Annotated in this window: 14 protein-coding genes and 1 pseudogene; 8 read left to right on the top strand and 7 right to left on the bottom strand. The window is 60.9% G+C overall.

The features are described from left to right. Both PA598K_RS37865 and PA598K_RS10365 read left to right on the top strand, forming a co-directional pair. Nucleotides 1-247: pseudogene (locus tag PA598K_RS37865) on the top strand (suppressor of fused domain protein); the annotation flags it as partial. A gap of 68 nt (nt 248-315) precedes the next feature. Continuing rightward, nucleotides 316-2,964, top strand: a complete 2,649-nt coding sequence (locus PA598K_RS10365) for a cation-translocating P-type ATPase (protein WP_128656877.1) — start codon at nt 316-318, stop codon at nt 2,962-2,964. A gap of 108 nt (nt 2,965-3,072) precedes the next feature. On the opposite strand, the gene PA598K_RS10360 is transcribed toward PA598K_RS10365, so the two are convergent. Both PA598K_RS10360 and PA598K_RS10355 read right to left on the bottom strand, forming a co-directional pair. After that, a complete protein-coding gene (locus PA598K_RS10360; RefSeq protein WP_128656876.1) occupies nt 3,073-3,522 on the bottom strand; it encodes a hypothetical protein in 450 nt (149 codons plus the stop codon). Nucleotides 3,523-3,579: 57 nt separating this feature from the next. After that, complete coding sequence (locus PA598K_RS10355; RefSeq protein ID WP_128656875.1) at nt 3,580-3,996, bottom strand: DUF3592 domain-containing protein; 417 nt, start codon at nt 3,994-3,996, stop codon at nt 3,580-3,582. Nucleotides 3,997-4,102: 106 nt separating this feature from the next. On the opposite strand from PA598K_RS10355, the gene PA598K_RS10350 reads away from it, so the two are divergent. The 4 genes from PA598K_RS10350 to PA598K_RS10335 all read left to right on the top strand — a co-directional run bounded on the left by PA598K_RS10350 (nt 4,103) and on the right by PA598K_RS10335 (nt 10,350). Continuing rightward, a complete protein-coding gene (locus PA598K_RS10350) occupies nt 4,103-4,663 on the top strand; it encodes a GNAT family N-acetyltransferase (RefSeq protein ID WP_260405345.1) in 561 nt (186 codons plus the stop codon). Nucleotides 4,664-4,740: 77 nt separating this feature from the next. Then, nucleotides 4,741-6,297, top strand: a complete 1,557-nt coding sequence (locus PA598K_RS10345; protein ID WP_128656874.1) for an ABC-F family ATP-binding cassette domain-containing protein — start codon at nt 4,741-4,743, stop codon at nt 6,295-6,297. A 333-nt stretch (nt 6,298-6,630) separates the two neighbouring features. Next, a complete protein-coding gene (locus tag PA598K_RS36115; RefSeq protein ID WP_185601804.1) occupies nt 6,631-7,509 on the top strand; it encodes a hypothetical protein in 879 nt (292 codons plus the stop codon). Between the two features lie 15 nt (nt 7,510-7,524). Beyond that, on the top strand, nt 7,525-10,350 hold the full coding sequence (locus PA598K_RS10335) for an S-layer homology domain-containing protein (RefSeq protein ID WP_128656873.1): 2,826 nt from the start codon (nt 7,525-7,527) through the stop codon (nt 10,348-10,350). A 139-nt stretch (nt 10,351-10,489) separates the two neighbouring features. Here PA598K_RS10335 and PA598K_RS10330 read toward each other — a convergent pair whose 3' ends face one another. Together PA598K_RS10330 and PA598K_RS10325 are read right to left on the bottom strand one after the other, a co-directional pair. Further along, nucleotides 10,490-11,860: a dicarboxylate/amino acid:cation symporter gene (locus PA598K_RS10330; protein WP_128656872.1), complete on the bottom strand. Its 1,371-nt coding sequence runs from the start codon at nt 11,858-11,860 to the stop codon at nt 10,490-10,492. 126 nt (nt 11,861-11,986) lie between these two features. Beyond that, nucleotides 11,987-12,598: a hypothetical protein gene (locus PA598K_RS10325; RefSeq protein ID WP_128656871.1), complete on the bottom strand. Its 612-nt coding sequence runs from the start codon at nt 12,596-12,598 to the stop codon at nt 11,987-11,989. Nucleotides 12,599-12,770: 172 nt separating this feature from the next. Between PA598K_RS10325 and PA598K_RS10320 the strand changes: the two genes are divergently transcribed. Both PA598K_RS10320 and PA598K_RS10315 read left to right on the top strand, forming a co-directional pair. Further along, nucleotides 12,771-13,505, top strand: a complete 735-nt coding sequence (locus PA598K_RS10320) for a TetR/AcrR family transcriptional regulator (protein WP_128656870.1) — start codon at nt 12,771-12,773, stop codon at nt 13,503-13,505. Beyond that, on the top strand, nt 13,502-14,188 hold the full coding sequence (locus tag PA598K_RS10315; RefSeq protein WP_128656869.1) for a sensor domain-containing protein: 687 nt from the start codon (nt 13,502-13,504) through the stop codon (nt 14,186-14,188). Before PA598K_RS10320 ends, PA598K_RS10315 begins: the two co-directional genes overlap by 4 nt. Here PA598K_RS10315 and PA598K_RS10310 read toward each other — a convergent pair. The 3 genes from PA598K_RS10310 to PA598K_RS10300 all read right to left on the bottom strand — a co-directional run. Further along, nucleotides 14,148-16,565, bottom strand: a complete 2,418-nt coding sequence (locus PA598K_RS10310) for an ABC transporter permease (protein WP_128656868.1) — start codon at nt 16,563-16,565, stop codon at nt 14,148-14,150. The two genes, PA598K_RS10315 and PA598K_RS10310, sit on opposite strands and share 41 nt — an antisense overlap. A 2-nt stretch (nt 16,566-16,567) precedes the next feature. After that, nucleotides 16,568-17,329 (bottom strand): ABC transporter ATP-binding protein, encoded by a 762-nt coding sequence (locus PA598K_RS10305; protein WP_185601802.1) that lies wholly within the window; start codon nt 17,327-17,329, stop codon nt 16,568-16,570. Between the two features lie 123 nt (nt 17,330-17,452). Next, the coding region (locus PA598K_RS10300; protein WP_148091931.1) for a sensor histidine kinase at nt 17,453-18,102 on the bottom strand (650 nt) is incomplete at its 5' end.

The following is an 18,102-nucleotide window of genomic DNA, read 5'->3' as shown; positions in this document are numbered from 1 at the left end:
GCGTTCGCTGTCGCTGATCAGCGCCGAATGCCAAGTGATCCTGGAGCCGGGGGAGGCTGCCGCGATCCGGGAGCTGGAGGGCGGCGTCTGTCTGACGCTGCATCCGGAGGCCGTCGACGAGCTGAGCGCACGGCTGGAGCCGGTGGCAGGCATGCTGCGTCTCGCGTCGTGGCCGGATGTCGCGCTAGAGATCGTGCAGACCCAGATCAAGGACAGCGAGGGCAATGTAGTGCAGACGATAGGGTAGATGCGGGAATTATCGGCTGCAGGAAGGTTAAGCTATAGCAGAGAAGTCAATAGCAAGGAGTGGATCGGTTGGAACATTATCGGCGAAGTGCGGAAGAGAGCTTGCAGGAGACGGGCAGCGCCAGAGAGGGGCTGACGGCGGCGGAGGCTGCGGCGCGACTGGAGCGGGATGGGCCTAATGAGCTGCAGTCGCGCAGCGCGACACCCGTATGGCGACTGCTGCTGGACAATATTAAAGACCCGATGGTTATCGTGCTGCTCGCGGTCGTCGCCATCCAGGTCGCGCTGGGCCATCTGATCGAGTCGCTCATCATCTTCCTCGTCATCGTACTCAACGCCGTCCTCAGCGTCGTCCAGACCAAAAAGGCGGAGAGCTCGCTTGATGCGCTGCGCCAGCTGTCGGCTCCCGAGGCCAAGGTCATCCGCAGCGGCGCCAAGCTGACCGTGCCCGCCCGCGAGCTGGTGCCGGGCGATATCGTGCTGCTCGACGCCGGGGACTATGTGCCGGCGGATGGACGCATCCTGGAGTCGGGCAGTCTGAAGATCAACGAGGGCATGCTCACCGGCGAGTCCGAGGCGGCTGAAAAGCATGTCGACGCGATCGCGGAGGAGGCGCCGCTCGGCGATCGTCGCAACATGGCCTTCAGCGGCTCGCTCGTCGTCTACGGGCGCGGCACGATGGTCGTCACGGCCACCGCGCTTGGCACCGAGATCGGCAAGATCGCCGAGATGCTCGAGAGCGCCGAGGCCAAGAGCACGCCGCTGCAGCGCAAGCTGGAGGACTTCAGCAAGAAGCTGGGCGTCTTCATCCTCTGTCTGTGCGTCGTCATCTTTGCTGTGGAGGCGGGACGTGTATGGGTGTCGGCAGAGGGAGAGTTCCTCGGCACCTCGCTTATCAACGCGCTGATGTTCGCGGTGGCCGTCGCCGTCGCGGCGATCCCCGAGGCGCTGTCCTCGATCGTCACGATCGTCCTGTCGATCGGGACCAACAAGATGGCCCGCCAGCATGCGATCATCCGCCGTCTGCCCGCTGTCGAGGCGCTCGGCTCGGCCGGCGTCATCTGCACCGACAAGACCGGCACGCTCACGCAGAACAAGATGACCGTCGTCGACTACTACATCCCGCATGGCAAGCAGGACGAGTTCCCGGACGATCCGGCAGTCTGGAGTGAGGCGGAGCGCCGCTTGCTGCACATCGCCGTGCTCTGCAACGACGCCCATATCAATGAGGAGGGCCAGGAGATCGGCGATCCGACGGAGGTGGCGCTGATCGCCTTTAGCAACAGCCGCAATCAGCATTACCATGCGCTGCGCGAGCGATTCCCGCGCGAGGCGGAGCTGCCGTTCGACTCTGATCGCAAGCTGATGAGTACCGTCCATCAGTTCGAGGGCGAATACGCGCTGCTCACCAAGGGCGGGCCGGATGTGCTGATGGATCGCTGCGACCGCGTCTATATGGGCGATCAGGTGCAGCCGCTGACGGAGGAGCTCCGCGAGCGGTTCCGCGAGCAGAACGAAGCGTTCTCCGACCGGGCGCTGCGCGTCCTCGCCTACGCCTACAAGCCGCTCCCGGACAAGCGGCCGCTGCGGCACGAGGACGAGCGCGAGCTGATCCTCGTCGGCCTCAGCGCGATGATCGATCCGCCGCGCGAGGAAGTGTACGATGCGATCGAGCAGTCCAGACGGGCCGGCATCCGCACCGTCATGATCACCGGCGATCACAAGACGACGGCCCAGGCGATCGGCCGCGATATCGGGCTGATGGGCGAGGGCGATATCGCGCTGACCGGGAGCGAGCTGGATAAGCTGTCGGAGGAGGCGCTCGATGCGCAGCTCGAGCAGATCTCCGTCTACGCCCGCGTCTCGCCGGAGAACAAGATCCGCATCGTCCGCGCCTGGCAGCGCAAGGGCAAGGTAGCGGCGATGACGGGCGATGGGGTCAATGACGCGCCGGCGCTCAAGCAGGCGGACATCGGCGTCGCCATGGGCAGCGGCACCGACGTCGCCAAGGACGCCTCGGCGATGATCCTCACCGACGACAACTTCGTCTCGATCGTCCGCGCCGTCAGCGTCGGCCGGATGGTGTTCGACAACATCAAAAAGGCGATCGCCTATCTGTTCGCAGGCAATCTCGGGGCGATCACGGCGATCCTGTTCGCGCTCGTCGTCGGCTGGGTCAATCCGTTCACGGCGTTGCAGCTGCTGTTCATCAATCTCGTCAACGACTCGCTGCCAGCGATCGCGCTCGGCACCGAGCGGGCCGAGCCTGACGTCATGGACCGCAAGCCGCGCGAGCTGAGCGAGGGCATCTTCGCCGGCGGCACGCTGCGGATCGTCATCATCCGGGGGCTGTTGATCGGCGCGGCGGTCATCGTCTCGCAGTTCATCGGACTCGGCGAGTCGGCTGAGGTGAGCGTCGCGATGGCGTTCACGACGCTTATCCTGGCGCGGACGCTCCAGACATTCCCGGCGCGCTCCAACACGCAGACGATCTTCCAGGTCGGCTTCTTCACCAACAAGTACGTGCTCGGCGCAGTATTCGTCTGCTTCGCCCTGTACGGGGTCACGCTGCTGCCCGGCGTCCGCGACCTGTTCGCGATCCCGCCGACCTTCGGCAGCGACGACTTCCTGATCGCCGCTGGCCTGGCGCTGGCCGCCGTCGTCATGATGGACGTCCTCAAGTGGCTGCGCGTGACCGGACGTCCCGGACGGGCCTAGTGTGCTTGCTGCAGTGTCCCTACCACCAACAACGCCTGCCGATCCCCGAGGGGCGGCAGGCGTTATGATTAAGCAGCGATATTCGTCAACGGGCGTGCCGACAGAGGATTAATCTGCGGATAATTGCGGTCGCAGCTCCCGAACTAAGCGAGTCAGCCCCGGCAGCTCCAACACGAAGCGCCGGCCGCTATAGCTGGCGTCGAACAGGGGAAAGTCCGCGTCGTCGCTCAGGTAGAGGAATAGTGGCTCCGCTCGCGCGATCCGGACAGTGACGAGCAGCGCCCCGTCCGGCCGCATCTCCTCGCGGTCCCAGAGCGAGCCACGGTAATTGATCTCCGACAATGCGTCGAGCTCTTCGCTGGCGACGACCTGCTGACCGACCGACAGCAGGATATCCTCGGCGCGCTCCGATGCCAGATACGAGCCAAGCTTCGCGTACGCCCGTTGATCGCGCCACACATTCCAGGCCGGGGAGTAGCTTTCCAAGAGCAGGTAGCTGGCGGACAGGAGCAGCGCCAGCAGTGCGGCGAGCGGCAACAGCTTGCGCCATGCGGTCATGATCGTCACCTCCAGGGGTCGCTCTGCCTGCCTCTGGCTTGGGTCGCGTCAGTAAGGCTAAACCCGCAACAGCGACATCAGCACGAACAGCAGCACTGCCGCGATACCGAGCATGCAGAGGCCGATGATCAGGAAGATCAGACCGCTCTGCGCGATCGAGTCGATGGCTGCCCGCTCGGGCTGATACGGATCGTACTTCACCGTGACGACGCTACCGGGACGGAAGCCAGGCGTCTGCGAGACGGATGACGTGTGCTCATACGTCTGGCCATCGACGACATACTGGAAGGTCGGGTACTTGTCGGGCAGGCTGGCGAACAGCGTGCCTCGCTTGACGATCACGCCTTGCGTCGTGTCCCAGTCGCGGGTGCGCCGCTTCATGAACCAGCCGATCAGCGTGAATACAATGCCGATGAAGCCGAAGACCCCGCAGGGAATGATTACGCCGAGCAGATACTCCGGGATGTCGTTCATTCCATTTCACCTCTTCCATATTTTACACGCGATGCGAAGCTTTTGAATCGGACCGCTTGATCGCTTGCGCCGGGTACAGTACAATTTTCCGTAGGAAGCGTGGCGCATGGAGACCTCCACGGAGAAGGGAAGGAAGCGGATGAGCAAGCAGCCTGTATTTATCGAAGTCGCCGCATCGGGCGAGATCCGCTTGGTCGCTGAGCTGGCGGCGGAGATCTGGTCCGAGCACTACGTCACGATTATAACGAAGGAGCAGATCGCGTATATGCTGCAGCGATTCCAGTCCGAGGAGGCGATCGCGGCGCAGATCGAGCGGGAGGGCTACCATTATTTCCTTATTGTAGCGGAAGATGAGCCCGTCGGCTACATCGGCATCAAGCCGGAGGCGGACAAGCTGTTCCTGAGCAAGCTCTATGTCCATGCGGCCCATCGCGGGAAGGGCTACGCCCGAGCAGGCATCCAGATGGTCGCCGAGTGGTGCCGGACGCGCGGGCTCGGCGCGATCGAGCTCGTGGTCAATCGCAACAATCAGCAGGCGATCGCCGCGTACGAGCGGACGGGCTTCCTGCCGATCCGCACCCAGGTCGTCGACATCGGCGAGGGGCATGTGATGGACGATATCGTCATGCAAAAGCCGGTAGCGCTCGAGGTTCAGGAACGTATATAATAGAGCGAGCCGATGACCTGGATAAACACATGAGCACAAGATAAGCAAGTTTACTAAATAAGAAAAAGGTGTCATGCATGAGCATATTGAATGTAGAACGACTAAGCCACGGCTTTGGAGATCGCGCGATCTTCAATGATGTATCGTTTCGCCTGCTCAAGGGCGAGCATATCGGACTGATCGGCGCCAACGGCGAGGGCAAGTCCACCTTTATGAACATCATCACCGGCAAGCTGCAGCCCGACGACGGCAAGGTCGAATGGTCGAAGCGGATGCGCGTCGGCTACCTCGACCAGCACGCCGTGCTGAGCAAGGGCAACAGCATCCGGGATATCCTCAAGGGTGCGTTCCAATACCTGCTCGATATGGAGCAAGAGATGAACGACATGTATGCCCGGATGGGCGATGTCACGCCGGAGGAGCTGGAGCAACTGCTCGAGGAGGTAGGCACGATCCAGGATACGCTGACGAACCAGGACTTCTACCTGATCGATGCCAAAGTCGAGGAGACGGCGCGCGGCCTCGGCCTCACCGATATCGGGCTGGACAAGGACGTCACCGACCTGAGCGGCGGCCAGCGCACCAAGGTGCTGCTCGCCAAGCTGCTGCTAGAGAAGCCCGACATCCTGCTCCTCGACGAGCCGACCAACTACCTCGACGAGCAGCATATCGAGTGGCTGAAGCGGTACCTCCAGGAGTACGAGAATGCCTTTATCCTCATCTCCCATGACATCCCGTTCCTCAACAGCGTCATCAACCTGATCTATCATATGGAAAATCAGCAGCTGACGCGATACGTGGGCGATTACGATCACTTCCAGCAGGTGTACGAGATGAAGAAGCAGCAGCTCGAGTCGGCGTTCAAGCGCCAGCAGCAGGAGATCGCCGATCTGAAGGACTTCGTCGCCCGCAACAAGGCGAGCGTCGCCACCCGCAACATGGCGATGTCGCGCCAGAAGAAGCTGGACAAGATGGACGTCATCGAGCTGGCCAAGGAAAAGCCAAAGCCGCAGTTCAACTTCAAGGTCGGCCGCACCTCCGGCAAGCTGATCTTCGAGACGGAGCAGCTCGTCATCGGCTACGACAGCCCGCTCTCGCGGCCGCTCGATCTGCGGATGGAGCGTGGCCAGAAGATCGCTCTCGTCGGAGCCAACGGCATCGGCAAGACGACGCTCTTACGCAGCATCCTCGGCGAGATCCAGGCGCTCTCCGGCACCGTGCGGCGCGGCGAGCATCTGCAGATCGGCTACTTCGAACAGGAGTCCAAGGGCGACAACTACAAGACCTGTATCGAGGAGATCTGGAGCGAGTTCCCTTCGCTCTCCCAGTTCGAGGTGCGGGCGGCGCTCGCCAAGTGCGGCCTGACGACCAAGCATATCGAGAGCAAGATCGCCGTGCTGAGCGGAGGCGAGAAGGCCAAGGTGCGGCTGTGCAAGCTGATCAACAACGAGACCAACCTGCTCGTGCTCGACGAGCCGACCAACCATCTCGACGTCGATGCCAAGGACGAGCTGAAGCGGGCGCTTCAGGCGTACAAGGGCAGCATCCTGCTGATCTCTCACGAGCCGGAGTTCTACCGCGACGTCGTCACCGAGACGTGGAATTGCGAGTCGTGGACGACCAAGGTATTCTAAAAGCCCGTTGCATACAACAAGACAAGCGCGCATTCCTTCGCCGGATGCGCGCTATTGGCTATTCGCGGGAGGATTCGTTTTAATTCCGACAAAATACATAGGAAAACTGTTGACATGTAGTGCGAGGAAGCATAATATGGAAACTAAGCCAGCCATGGCAGCGGCCATGGAGGAAAAGATGAACAGAGCAATCGACTGGACCACCAGAGATTCGAGGGTGTGCTGCAAAGCGCCCTCGAATCTTTCTTTTTTTCTCCGAGTACAGCTACACCAAATATTGCTTGGCAGCGGGGGTCATGACCGGCGCTGCAAGCCAAAGGATGGGATTACCCAATGAAAAAGAGATTATGGTCCAAACTGACGGTCTCCACTGTGGTTGTGGCAGTTTTTGCATCCGCCGTCACTTATGCTGCCCTATCGGGGAACGAACCAAGCGCCGCGCCGCTCACGGAAGCGGCCGCTCCGGTCGTGGAAGAGAACACTGCGGCTGATGTCACAGAGGCGCCAAAGACACAAGAAGCTGCTGATGTTGCAGCTCCTGCGCTCGCCGAAGTGCAAGCAGGAGCCGCTGCTGTAGAGACACCAGCCGAGGAAGCGCCAGAAGCAGTCGTTACTGAGGGATTGGGACAGGTAACCGGGAGCCGCAATGACCAATCGGTAACGCCAGCCTCCGCATCTGCGCCGTCACATGACGCCACCGAGACGACCCCGGCTCATGTCGGTCCATCATCGGCAGTCAGCGATGCGCCAACAGCTCAATCACCGGTAGCGAACCCAACTGCTAGCGAGCAGACGAGCGCCAAGACGACGGCAGCAGCGGCTGCGACCGCTCCTCCTGCGACTGCCCAGCCCAAGCAAGAGTCGCATGCACCATCCGCATCGACTGAGTCGGCAGAAAAGTCCACGACCGCTCAGACTCTGGTGCAGAGCAAGACGGAGGAAAAGTCCGCATCGGTGAACTTTGTTAACCAACAGTCGAGCAAGCCGAAGAATATACCGGCCAAGGTCGCGGAAGAGAGTGTGTCGAAGGAAACGCCTCAGCAGCAGAGTCCTGCGTCCACGCCAGCGGCAGCTCCTGAATCCACGCCTACCTCGACACCTACGCCAGCTCCCGCCCCTGTGCCAGCCCCGGCGCCGGAGTCGACGCCAGAGGCTGCCCCGGCTCCGACTCCGGCGCCAGCGCCCGCTGACGAAGAAGAAGAAATCTGCTAAGCAAAGGAGAATCCTATGTACACATCGAATCCGCCACGCAGACTTACTGCGCTACTACTTGCAGTTGCTCTGATCCTTTCTCTTATTGCCAGCGGCTCTGTCCAAGCGGCAGAGCCTTCGGCTTCGGCTGACACGCCCATCGCCACCGACACATTTGACTATTTCAAACGCGTCTATCCGTCGCTTAGCGGCACAGACCATGTATTCGAGACCGTCACCTCCCATGAGCTGTCGACGCTGCTCGACAGCGAGGGCACGTATCTGATATTGATCGGTGGCGCTTGGAGCGAGGCGACACAGCTGCAGATTGCCGAGATCAACGCGCAAGCCAAAGCCTACGGCGTCGAGAACATCTACAATTTCGATACGCGTCTGGACGGCAAGAGCATTGATATTACGAATGAAGAGGGGGATCAGCGCGACAAAAAGCTGTACGTCGAGCTAGTGAACAAATATCTGCTGAACCTTCCGGACATTGAGGACAAGGTGACGTATCAGGAAGGCGAGGCCGTCATTGAGGCCAAAAAAATTACGGCTCCGTTCTTGTTCGCTTACAAGAAGGGCCGCACGTCAGAGAGCGAGCCGGCGCCGATCATCGCTTCCGCATCATCGGACTGGGGGCAAGTGTTCGAAGCGATCTCGGTCGAGACAAACGGCCAAAAGGTCGCCGAGCACGATGTTTTTACGGCGGAGGACTATTTCACGAAGGTCTACGACGACCGGCTGGAGCGCGATATTTTCCGTGGCAAACAAGTGGTGTTCGAGCATATCACCTACGATGAGCTGCTGGAGCTGCTCAAGACAGACGGCACGCATAACATCCTGATCGGCGGCTCCTGGTGCCCGAATACCCAGCCGGTCATCGGTCTGATCCAGGATGCGGCGACGAGTAAGGGCATCACCAAAATCTACAACTTTGATACCAAGCTGGACGGCGGCGTCTACGGAACCGGGGGCAACGACTTCCAGATTCGCACGACCGACCATCGTTATGCGAAGCTGTATGTAGATCTGGTCAACACGTATCTGAAGAATCTGACAACCTACAACGCGGGGCAAAATCCGCCTACACGGATCAGCTATCAGCAAGACGATCAGACCGTCTTCGCAACTCGTCTGCAGATTCCTTACCCGTTCATCTATGACAAGTCTGCCGTCGATGCACAGGGCGGGGCTGCACCGATCCTCGGTCACGTCGAGCTGATGTACACCTGGACCAATATTGTGGAAGGCCATCAGTCCGGCAACCGGGCACGCTACAATCAAGCGCTCGACCTGCTCTACTCCCGTCTCGAGCTGAGCCCGTCCGGCTTGACCGGCGTAGCGCCAAGCTACAATGGGGCGGCTAATGGCAAAATTGCAGGGACAACGACAGCATTGGAATACAAGCTGGCGAGCAGCGAAACTTACACTCGGGCAGCAAACGGAGAGACTGCCGGTCTGTCGCCGGGAACGTATCATGTCCGCTATGCGGCCAAAACCGGATACAACGCTAATGCTTTGGAACCTACAGAGCTGTACTACAGCGCAGGACCGACTGTAGAGGTGGTCGTGCCGGCTTCGACAACATCACCGCCATCTAGCGGTTATTACCCTCCACCGACGTCAACGCCGCCGGTAGATGAGCAAGAAGGGACAACCTCTCCTGGCGAAGAGACGCCGGGCGCTGCGCCTCCTTCCTCAGTTGTAGTCGAAGCGACGATTGACGAAGAGACGGCTTATGCGGTAGCGGCAGTTACGGCAGAGGCGGTAGAGCAACTGATCGCTGCCGCGAAGCGGGCAGAAGCTGACGGAGAGAAAGCCGTCGTTGAGTTGAGCGTCAATCCGGGCGCAGCCGCTACGGTGCAGCTGACGATTCCGCGAGAGGCCTTTAATGCTCTGGCTTCGAGCACGGATGCTTCCATCAAGCTTGTGTATGACGATCTCGGTACGCTTCTTTTCGATACCGATACCGTTCAGAGCATCTATGCAGGGGCAGAGGACGGGGATATCAGCTTTATTATCGGCAAGACCTCGCTGACGGCCGAAGGTCAAGCGGCGCTTGGCGACCGTCCGGTCTACGATATCAGCGTCTTTGCCGGCGAGACGCCTATCGAGACCTTTGGCGGCAGCAAGGTTCGCGTAAGCGTGCCGTATACGTTGGCCGCAGGCGAGAGCCCGGAGGCGATTGTCGTCTATGCCGTATCCGCTACAGGCGAGCTGGAGACGCTGCGCGGACATTATGTCGCTTCCACGCGTACAGTTGTGTTTGGCACGACGCATTTTTCCCAATTCATCATCGGGCACAATCCGGTAGCGTTTGTTGACGTGGCAGAGTCGGCGTGGCATGCTCCGGCGATCCGCTTCCTGGCGGCTAGAGGCATCACAACCGGCACCGATGACGACCGCTACAGCCCGGGAGCGCAGGTGACGCGCGGCCAGTTTATCGTGCTGCTGTTGAACAGCTACGGCATTGCCCCTGAGGCTGGCGCGACGGATAACTTTGCCGATGCGGGCAGCACATATTACACCGATTATCTGGCTGCAGCCAAACGATACGGCATCGCGCAAGGCTCCGGCGACAACCGTTTCTCGCCGGACGAGTCGATTACTCGCCAAGAGCTGTTCACGCTGCTGTATCGTGCGCTCGATACACTCGCCGAGCTGCCGGAGGCGACTGTAGACGCCGGGTCGGATAGCTACAGCGACGTGGACCAGGTTGCCCCGTATGCGAGAGAAGCATTGGACGCGCTCGTATCGCGCGGCATCATACAGGGCGAGGGCGACAAGCTCAACCCGCAGGAGTTGACCACCCGAGCACAAGCGGCGCAAGTGTTGTACAATCTGCTGTCGCAGCATTAATCGGGCAAATAGGACACAAGTAAAAGAGATGGAGTCGATGACGATTCCATCTCTTTTTCGTCAGGAGACGGCCAATGACTGTGCATCCACAAGAAAAAACGCGCCCTGCCCAAGGCAGAACGCGCATTGCATATCTATCTTATGCTGGATTGACGGCGAGCTCTTCGTCGTCCTTGTCGCTGTTGAAGGCGTCGCGGTCGAACTCGCCCTCGGACTTGGCGACGAGCAGGGACGTCACGGTCGTGCCGGTGGCATTGACTGCCGTACGGCCCATATCGATCAGCGCTTCGACGCCGGCGACGATCGCCATCCCTTCGAGCGGCAGACCCAGCGCCGTCAGGACGACAGTCGTGCTGATCGTGGCCGGACCCGGTACGCCGGCTACGCCGATCGAGGAGATGATGCTGACCAGCACCAGGATCACGTAGTCTGTGAAGCCTAGCGAGATGTTGAACACCTCGGCGGTAAACACCGCCACAATGGCTGGCCAGATGCCGCCGCAGCCATTGAAGTTGACGGATGCGCCGAGCGGCGCGACGAAGCTGGCGATACGCGGCGAGACATGCAGCCGCTTGGTGATGACCTCCAGGTTGATAGGCAGCGTGGCGTAGCTGCTCCGCGTCGTGAAGGCGACGACCAGCATCGGGTAGATCTTCTTGAAGAACTGGAGCGGATTGACCTTGGCCACCAGCAGCACCAGCCCGCCGAAGACGAGCACGAAGTGCAGGATCAAGGCAACATAGGAGGTCAGGATGACGCTGCCGAGCTCTTGCAGCGTCTCCCAGCCGTAGCGGGAGGCGATGCCTGCGATCAGGGCGAAAACGCCGTATGGCGTCAGGCGGATGACGAACTTGACCACCTGATGCAGCACTTGAGTCAGCGAAGCAATCAGGTCCCGGACCGGCTGCACCGCCTTCGCATCCTTGGAGCCCACCTTGATGATGGCGATCGCCAGGAAGATGGCGAAGATGAGCAGCGGCACCACTTTGCCTTGCGCAGCTTCATTGAACGGATTGGATGGCACCAGGTCCAGGATGACCTGCGAGAATGTCGGGATCTCGCGAGCCTGGAAGCCCTCCGGCACCTGCTGTTCGATCCCGGAGCCCGGGTTGAAGAGCAGGGCGATGAACAGACCGATCAGAGAGGCTACGCCGGTCGTCCCCAGGAACCAGGCAAAGGTCTTGAAGCCGATCTTGCGCAAGTACTCCAGATTCGTCAGGGACGAGATGCTGTTGAGGACGAGCACGAAGACAAGCGGGATGACGAGCATCCGAATCAAGCTGACATAGATGCTGCCGAAGGTGCTGATGCCCTTCACCTCAACATCGAAATTTTGGATGACGATGCCGACCAGCAGACCAAGCCCCAAGCCGATCATTACCCGGGAGCCAAAGCTGACTCTGCGCCGGGCGAGATAAAATAAAAAGGCAAATACGACAACTGAAATGACAAAGCTGAGCCAGTTTGTTTCAATGGCTAATAAAAGACTGTTTCCTGAAGGCTGATCCATTGTTTCCTCCCTAATCAAAGTATTTTTATCGGAATAGTAAATTAACTGTATACACATTTACACGACCTGTCAATGATTTCTTTTCAATAAAGCGCTTGCGCCGATCCCCAATAACTTACCCCTGCCTTATTCGTTGGCATCGCCATACATGGCCTGCCACTTCGTTAACCATTCCTCGTAACTTCCGCCCGTCACCTCTTCGAGCGTTTTTCCATCGAGGCTGTATGTTCCGCCCAGCATGAGCGCGCCGTCCTTATCCACGGGCGACGAGACGCCGCCGATCGCCAGGCCGTCGACACAGAGGACCGTTACGACCGTCTCGTAGTCTCGCGATGCGAACAGCGAGGCGTAGGTCTGCTCCAGCGGGTGATCCGATACGACGAAGCTGTGTGCCGCGACGGTCTGTCCCCAGTAGGCCTCTGGCTTCACCTCCTGGACGGCCCAGACGCTCCTGTAGGGCTCGGTCGTCATCAAGTGCGGTTCCAGCACATAAGATGCGGCCTTCCCGAACGCCGATTGCACGCGATAGCCCCTCTCCGTTAGCATGGCCAGCGCGGATGCGGCTTCTGGCTCCGCTGCCAGCGCCGTTTGTCCAACCGTCGCCTCTTGTTCACCCGGCACAGGTGCGTTGATGCCGTTGGTCCTGCTGCAGCCTGTCATCACCAGTGCGCTCAACGCCAATGCGATAACCAACCGCAAGAGCCCACGCTCGCCTAGCGGACCTCTGAGTCTACGCATTCCTTTCGCTCCCCTCATTCATACATGAATTGCAATATATGGGTTTCGTTATGACGAGTATATAATGATCCACGACTCAGGTCCAGTTGACCGCATTCCTCCGATTCCATTAAGATAGGGTTATTCCAAAAATAAATGACACTGTGTCGTTTTTGATTTGAGAGGTGATCTCATGCCCAAAGTGCCCGAAGGGTACGTCGAACAAAAGCGCAACGACATCCTCGATGCCGCTCTGGCGGTCAGTCGGAGCAAGCCGTTGCATAAGATTACGATGAAGGATATCGTCCGGGCCTCCGGGCTGAGCCAGGGCGGTGTGTATGCGTATTATTCCCGGATCGAGGAGGTATGGCTGGCGCTGGCGACGCGCTTCGATACCGGCATCGAATTCGAGGATCGCTTCCGTCAGCTGCGCGACCCGGCCCTGAGCCCGGCGGAGGCGATGCGCGAGCTGCTGCGGTTCGCCGAGCTGGAGCTGGAGACTGCGATGAAGAGCGGGTACAGCAAGCTGGCCTTCGAGTTCAATGCGATCTACGCCAGTCAGGCGGAATGGTTCATGGAGCGTATGGAGGATCATCAGGGGACCTCGCCGTCGTATGGGTTCGCGTATATGTTCGAGCAGATGCTGGCGATGTGGCGCGGATGGGTCGAGGAGGGGCGGGCGCAGCCGCTGCGGCCGCTCGAGGAGATCCTGATGCTCGTCCAGGTCTCGCTGTCCGGGATGATCCGCGAGGCAACGCTGGAGCAGTACTTCATGGAGACCGGCAAGCCGTACGACCCGCAGACGCAAGTAGGCTTGCACCTGACAGCGCTGATGGAGGGACTGCATATCTCTGTCTCGACGCTGCTAGGACTGCAAGCAGATGATCCGCGAGAGTCATCTCATACAAAAGGAGAGGATATAAGATGAAGATAAAACAAGCTGTACGCGCATGGCTGCTGCTGCTCGCCGCATGTCCGAAGGGAATCGCAACCTTTGCGCTGGCGATCACAGGCATCTGTCTCGGCGTCTCGTTGCTGATCGTCTGGATTGGCATCCCGATCCTGGTCGCGACGCTGGTCGCTTGTCGGGCGTTGCTGTCGCACGAGCGCATGCTGGCAGACGGCTGGATGAAGGGGAGAGGGCCGCTCTTCGAGTCGCCTGGATCAGACTGGGCAGCAGCAAGCAAGCGGATGCTCCTAGACTATGGGAGCATCCGCCAGCTGCGCATCCTGTTGACGGAGCGCCGGACCTATATGAGTGTGCTCTATTGTCTGTTGCAGCTGCCGATCGGCCTCGCAGCGTTCGCCGTAGCCTTGACGCTGCCGCTGCTCGCGCTTGGCTTGGCGCTGGCGCCGTTCAGCTACATGGTGAACGGCTGGCTGCCCTTCCAGATCAGCAGTTTCGATTACCTGATGATCCCTGGCCTGACTGGCCTGCCGATGTTCCCGCGCGTGCTGGCGGCAGGAGGCGTCGGCATTGTGCTGCTGGCGCTGATGCCGCACTTGCTGCGCAGCCTCGGCCGGCTCTATGCCGGCTGGCTGCGTGGGCTGGGCGAGCCGCCGATCATCGTCACTCCGCTGTCAGGAGTCTCGGCGAAGCCGCTCGGATGATCCGGGAGGCGATCCAGGCCGCGAGTAGCGCTGCGCAGACCGCGAGCAGCACTGCTGCCCCGACACTGGCCGGGAAGATGACGAGCGGCAGCTCGACGAGTCCGTAGCTGGAGAGGACCAGCTCGAGCAGTCGCGGCAGCAGGTAGACGCCGAGCACCGTGCCGATCGCTGCGCCAGCAGCGGCCAGCAGTCCGATCCCTAATGCGACCGCGGCGCGGATACGGCGGGAGGTCAGCCCGATCGAGCGATAGATACCGTAAGTGCGGCTCGCCAGCCGGATATTGATCCGGCATGTGCTGTAGACGATGACGAAGGCGGCGAAGAGAAACAGCAGTCCCATCACGGCAAGGGGATAGATGAGGATCGCGGTTGCCTCGTCGTACACGTCGCCGAGCAGCGTCTTCTGCGTGACCACGGTAGTGGACTCCTGGAACTGTGTTTGCAATGACTCGGCGACTGTGTCCGCAGTCGTCTTGTCTTTCACCTGGATGAATATGACGTCCAGAGCGGCATAATCTGGACTGATCTCGCGCATCGTATCGATCGTGATCCGGGCTCCATTCGACATATTGGCAATGGCCTGATAGATGCCGCTGACGAGCAACGTCCGCTTCTTCCCTTCGATATACACCTCGACCGTATCGCCTACGGACTTGTCCAGCTTCCGGGCGATGTTGACGCCGATCGCGATCTCATCCTGGTGACGCGGATTACTCCCCTCAAGCGTCGTGAACCCCATTGCCTCATACGAGCCGTCCAGGATGCCGATCTGCAGATGGGTTGCGGTGTCCTCCGATTGTCCGTTCGCTCCAGACAGACTGCCAGCTTGGATGACGCCGGAGCGGTAGCTCTGCCAACCATACGTGGCGATCCTGTCATCCGCCTGCAGCGCCGCTTCGAATGCGGGTGCGGAGAAGGCTTGCTCCTGCATGACCAGCGCTGCGACGTCCGCATCGTCGTAGCCCCACTGTCCGGCGGTCTTGTGAATGCCGACGATGCTGGTCAGGATGACGACGCCGAGCACGAGCACGGCGGTAGCGACTGTGGACAGGAGCAGCATCATCGCTGCGCCGCGTCGGTTGCCTGCCAGGTTGCGCAGACCGATGACGAGCGTTAGCGGCAAGCGGCCCAAGCCATGCTTGCTCGCGCCTCCTCCGCTAGCCAGACGCCGGGCTCGGCGACCGCTCTCCGCCTCCGACATCCCATAGCGGATCGCCTGCGCGGGCAAGATCTTGCGGGCGCGGGCGGCATACCAGGCCGACACTAGCAGCACGAGCGCGAGCAGCAAGGCAGCGGCTGCGGCCGCCAGCCCCCAGCCCTCCAGCCGAATCGCGGTCTGATCGGCCCGCAGCGATGAGACGCTGAGCTGGGTGATCACCCGCGCCAGCCAGCCGCCCAGCGCGAAGCCTGGCACGATCGCCACCGCTGCGAGCAAGCCGTAGGGCAGCAGGTACGAGGCGACCAGGCGACGCGAGCCGAGGCCCAGCGCCTGCAGCACGCCGATCGTCCGATACTGCGCCAGCAGCGCGTCGGAGATAGCAAAGCCGATCGTCATGAGCGCGACGGCCATCATCACCAGGCTGAGGAAGCCCATCAGGAAGCCGATGACCTGCTGGATGATCAGGTAGAAGGCAGCTATCTCCGAAAAGGACATCCGCGTCTCCAGGAATGGCGACCCGAGCGACTGCTCGAACCGCTCCCAGCGTTCCGGCTGCGTGGCGTAATCGTCGAACCGGAGCGCGATCAAGTATTGATCTGCACTGGCATTCCCGCTGAAGGCGGCTTCATAATCGTCAGTATTCAGCCAGACGCGGGAGGTGTTGGAGAAGGGCGCGCCATAGGTCAGATCGATGACGATGCCGCTCACCTCGCGCGTCAGAGAGCCGTCTGATCCCTGGAACGTCATGGTATCGCCGACCTCGATCCCATGGGCGTAGGCCAACGAAGTGGGAATCCATACCGTGCCGGCCTCCGGCACGGCTGTGGTCGCTCCCTGGACAAGCGGCGTCTCATCGACGGCTCCGCGCGACGGCAGCGTGTCCATCAGATAGAGGTACAAGTTGGGCAGTGCCTCGCCGTCGTGGCTAACGCTGGACATCAGGCGATATCGCATCAGGGGAGAGGCGTGTACGCCCGTCTCGGAGGCCCACCAGCGCTGCACGGCCGCCGGATCATGGAGGCCGCGCTCGAGCGTGAGGATCTCGTGCGCGCCATTGGTGCGGGCATGGGTGTCCTCGAACAGGCGGCCCGTGTTGGCGATGACCAGCGTCGCCGTCGTGATCAGTACGGCGGAGAGCAGGATGAGCAGCGCCAGGAGGCCGCTCTGGAGCTTGCTCTTGGCCAGGTAAGCGCGGCTCAGCGTCCATACGGCTCGCATGCTCACGCCTCCCTTCCGGAGATGAAGGCGAAGATCGTCTCCTCCCGCTCGCGCTCATCGTCTGCGCCGTACTTGTCGAAGGTGAGGCTGCCGCTGACCTTGCCATCGCGGATATAGATGAGCCGTTCGGCGCGGCAGGCGGCCTTGATGTCGTGCGTCACCATGACGATCGACTGGCCGCGCCGGTTGAGCCGGGTCAGGATGTCGAGCACCGCCTGGCCGTGCTCGTAGTTCAGGCTGCCTGTCGGCTCGTCAGCGAACAGCAGGTCCGGCTCGTTGATGAGCGCCCGCGCGATCGCCGCCCGCTGTTGCTGGCCGCCAGAAGTCTGAGCTGGCAACCGATGGCGCTGCCCGTCGATCTCCAGCTCTTGCATGAGCGCGCGCGCGCGCCGCTCGACCTCGGCTGCGGGCTGTCTGGCGATATAGCCGGGGAGCGCGATGTTGTCTTGGAAGCTGAGGTCGGGGACGAGGTTGATGCTCTGGTACACATAGCCGATCTGCCGGTTGCGAAACTCGGAGAGGCGCCGCTCGTCATAACGGTCGATGCGCTCGTCCCGATACCAGACCTCGCCGGCGGTGACGGTATCCAGACCGCTGAGCAGATAGAGCAGCGTTGACTTGCCCGAGCCCGAATTGCCCATGATGACGGTGAAGTCGCCCTCGTACAGATCGAGATCGACGTTGCGGATGGCATGATGCTGCTCGGTGCCGGTGGAGTAGGTTTTGCATAGATGGATGGCGCGGATGATGGCGGTTGCGGCCATGGGTATCCCTCCTGTAGTTAGATGATATCCTCTGATATCCTCCAGCTTAACCGCCGAATCTTGCACAACATTTATGAACTTATGAATAAATGCTTACAGCCCGCCGCCGAGCCTGTGCGATCGTCAGCTGAGCGGCAATGTGAAGTGAAAGACCGTCCCCTCGCCGGGGCGGCTGCGGAAGCCGATCGTCCCGCCGTGAGCCTCGACAATATGCTTGCAGATCGATAAGCCAAGGCCGGTGCCCTCGGGCTGCGAGCCGTCCGCAGCGGACGTCGCGTGACCGCGATAGTACCGGTCGAACAGGAACGGCATATCCTGCGGCAGCACGCCGGTGCCGGTATCGGAGACCAGCAGCCGGAGCTGTCCGGGCTCCTGCGCGACCTCGAGCCGGATCGTATCGCCGGTAGCGGTATGCTTGAGCGCATTGTAGACGAGATTGGTCAGCACCTGCTCGATGCGCACCGCATCGAGCGCCAGCAGCACATCCGGGATCGCCGCCGGCTCGACGCAGACGACGCCCCGGGTACGGATCGCGTGACAGAGCGGCTCCAGCATTCGCCGCAGCGCCTGGCCGCTGTATTGCTCGCGGGGCGTTACCGGGAGCTGACCGAGCTCCTGCAACGCATGGAGCAGCAGGTCCTCGACCTGGCGCGCCATCTTGTCGGTATGCGTCTGCATGACCTCCACATAGGCGAGGATCGCTTCGCGGTCGCCGCACACGCCGGCGAGGATCGCCTCGATATAGGCCTTGACCGTCGTCAGCGGCGTCTTCA

It is taken from the genome of Paenibacillus sp. 598K (assembly GCF_003851045.1).
In the GTDB taxonomy this organism is placed as follows: Bacteria; Bacillota; Bacilli; order Paenibacillales; family Paenibacillaceae; genus Paenibacillus_D.
The sequence above is the reverse complement of the archived record's forward strand: the minus strand, read 5'-3'. Positions and strand labels throughout refer to the sequence as shown.

Coding starts and splice junctions, on each gene's coding strand:
- PA598K_RS10315 (WP_128656869.1), top strand. CDS start 13,502: ATGAAGATAAAACAAGCTGTACGCGCATGGCTGCTGCTGCTCGCCGCA.
- PA598K_RS10350 (WP_260405345.1), top strand. CDS start 4,103: ATGGAGACCTCCACGGAGAAGGGAAGGAAGCGGATGAGCAAGCAGCCT.
- PA598K_RS10320 (WP_128656870.1), top strand. CDS start 12,771: ATGCCCAAAGTGCCCGAAGGGTACGTCGAACAAAAGCGCAACGACATC.
- PA598K_RS36115 (WP_185601804.1), top strand. CDS start 6,631: ATGAAAAAGAGATTATGGTCCAAACTGACGGTCTCCACTGTGGTTGTG.
- PA598K_RS10345 (WP_128656874.1), top strand. CDS start 4,741: ATGAGCATATTGAATGTAGAACGACTAAGCCACGGCTTTGGAGATCGC.
- PA598K_RS10330 (WP_128656872.1), bottom strand. CDS start 11,860: ATGGATCAGCCTTCAGGAAACAGTCTTTTATTAGCCATTGAAACAAAC.
- PA598K_RS10335 (WP_128656873.1), top strand. CDS start 7,525: ATGTACACATCGAATCCGCCACGCAGACTTACTGCGCTACTACTTGCA.
- PA598K_RS10360 (WP_128656876.1), bottom strand. CDS start 3,522: ATGACCGCATGGCGCAAGCTGTTGCCGCTCGCCGCACTGCTGGCGCTG.
- PA598K_RS10310 (WP_128656868.1), bottom strand. CDS start 16,565: ATGCGAGCCGTATGGACGCTGAGCCGCGCTTACCTGGCCAAGAGCAAG.
- PA598K_RS10325 (WP_128656871.1), bottom strand. CDS start 12,598: ATGCGTAGACTCAGAGGTCCGCTAGGCGAGCGTGGGCTCTTGCGGTTG.
- PA598K_RS10305 (WP_185601802.1), bottom strand. CDS start 17,329: ATGGCCGCAACCGCCATCATCCGCGCCATCCATCTATGCAAAACCTAC.
- PA598K_RS10355 (WP_128656875.1), bottom strand. CDS start 3,996: ATGAACGACATCCCGGAGTATCTGCTCGGCGTAATCATTCCCTGCGGG.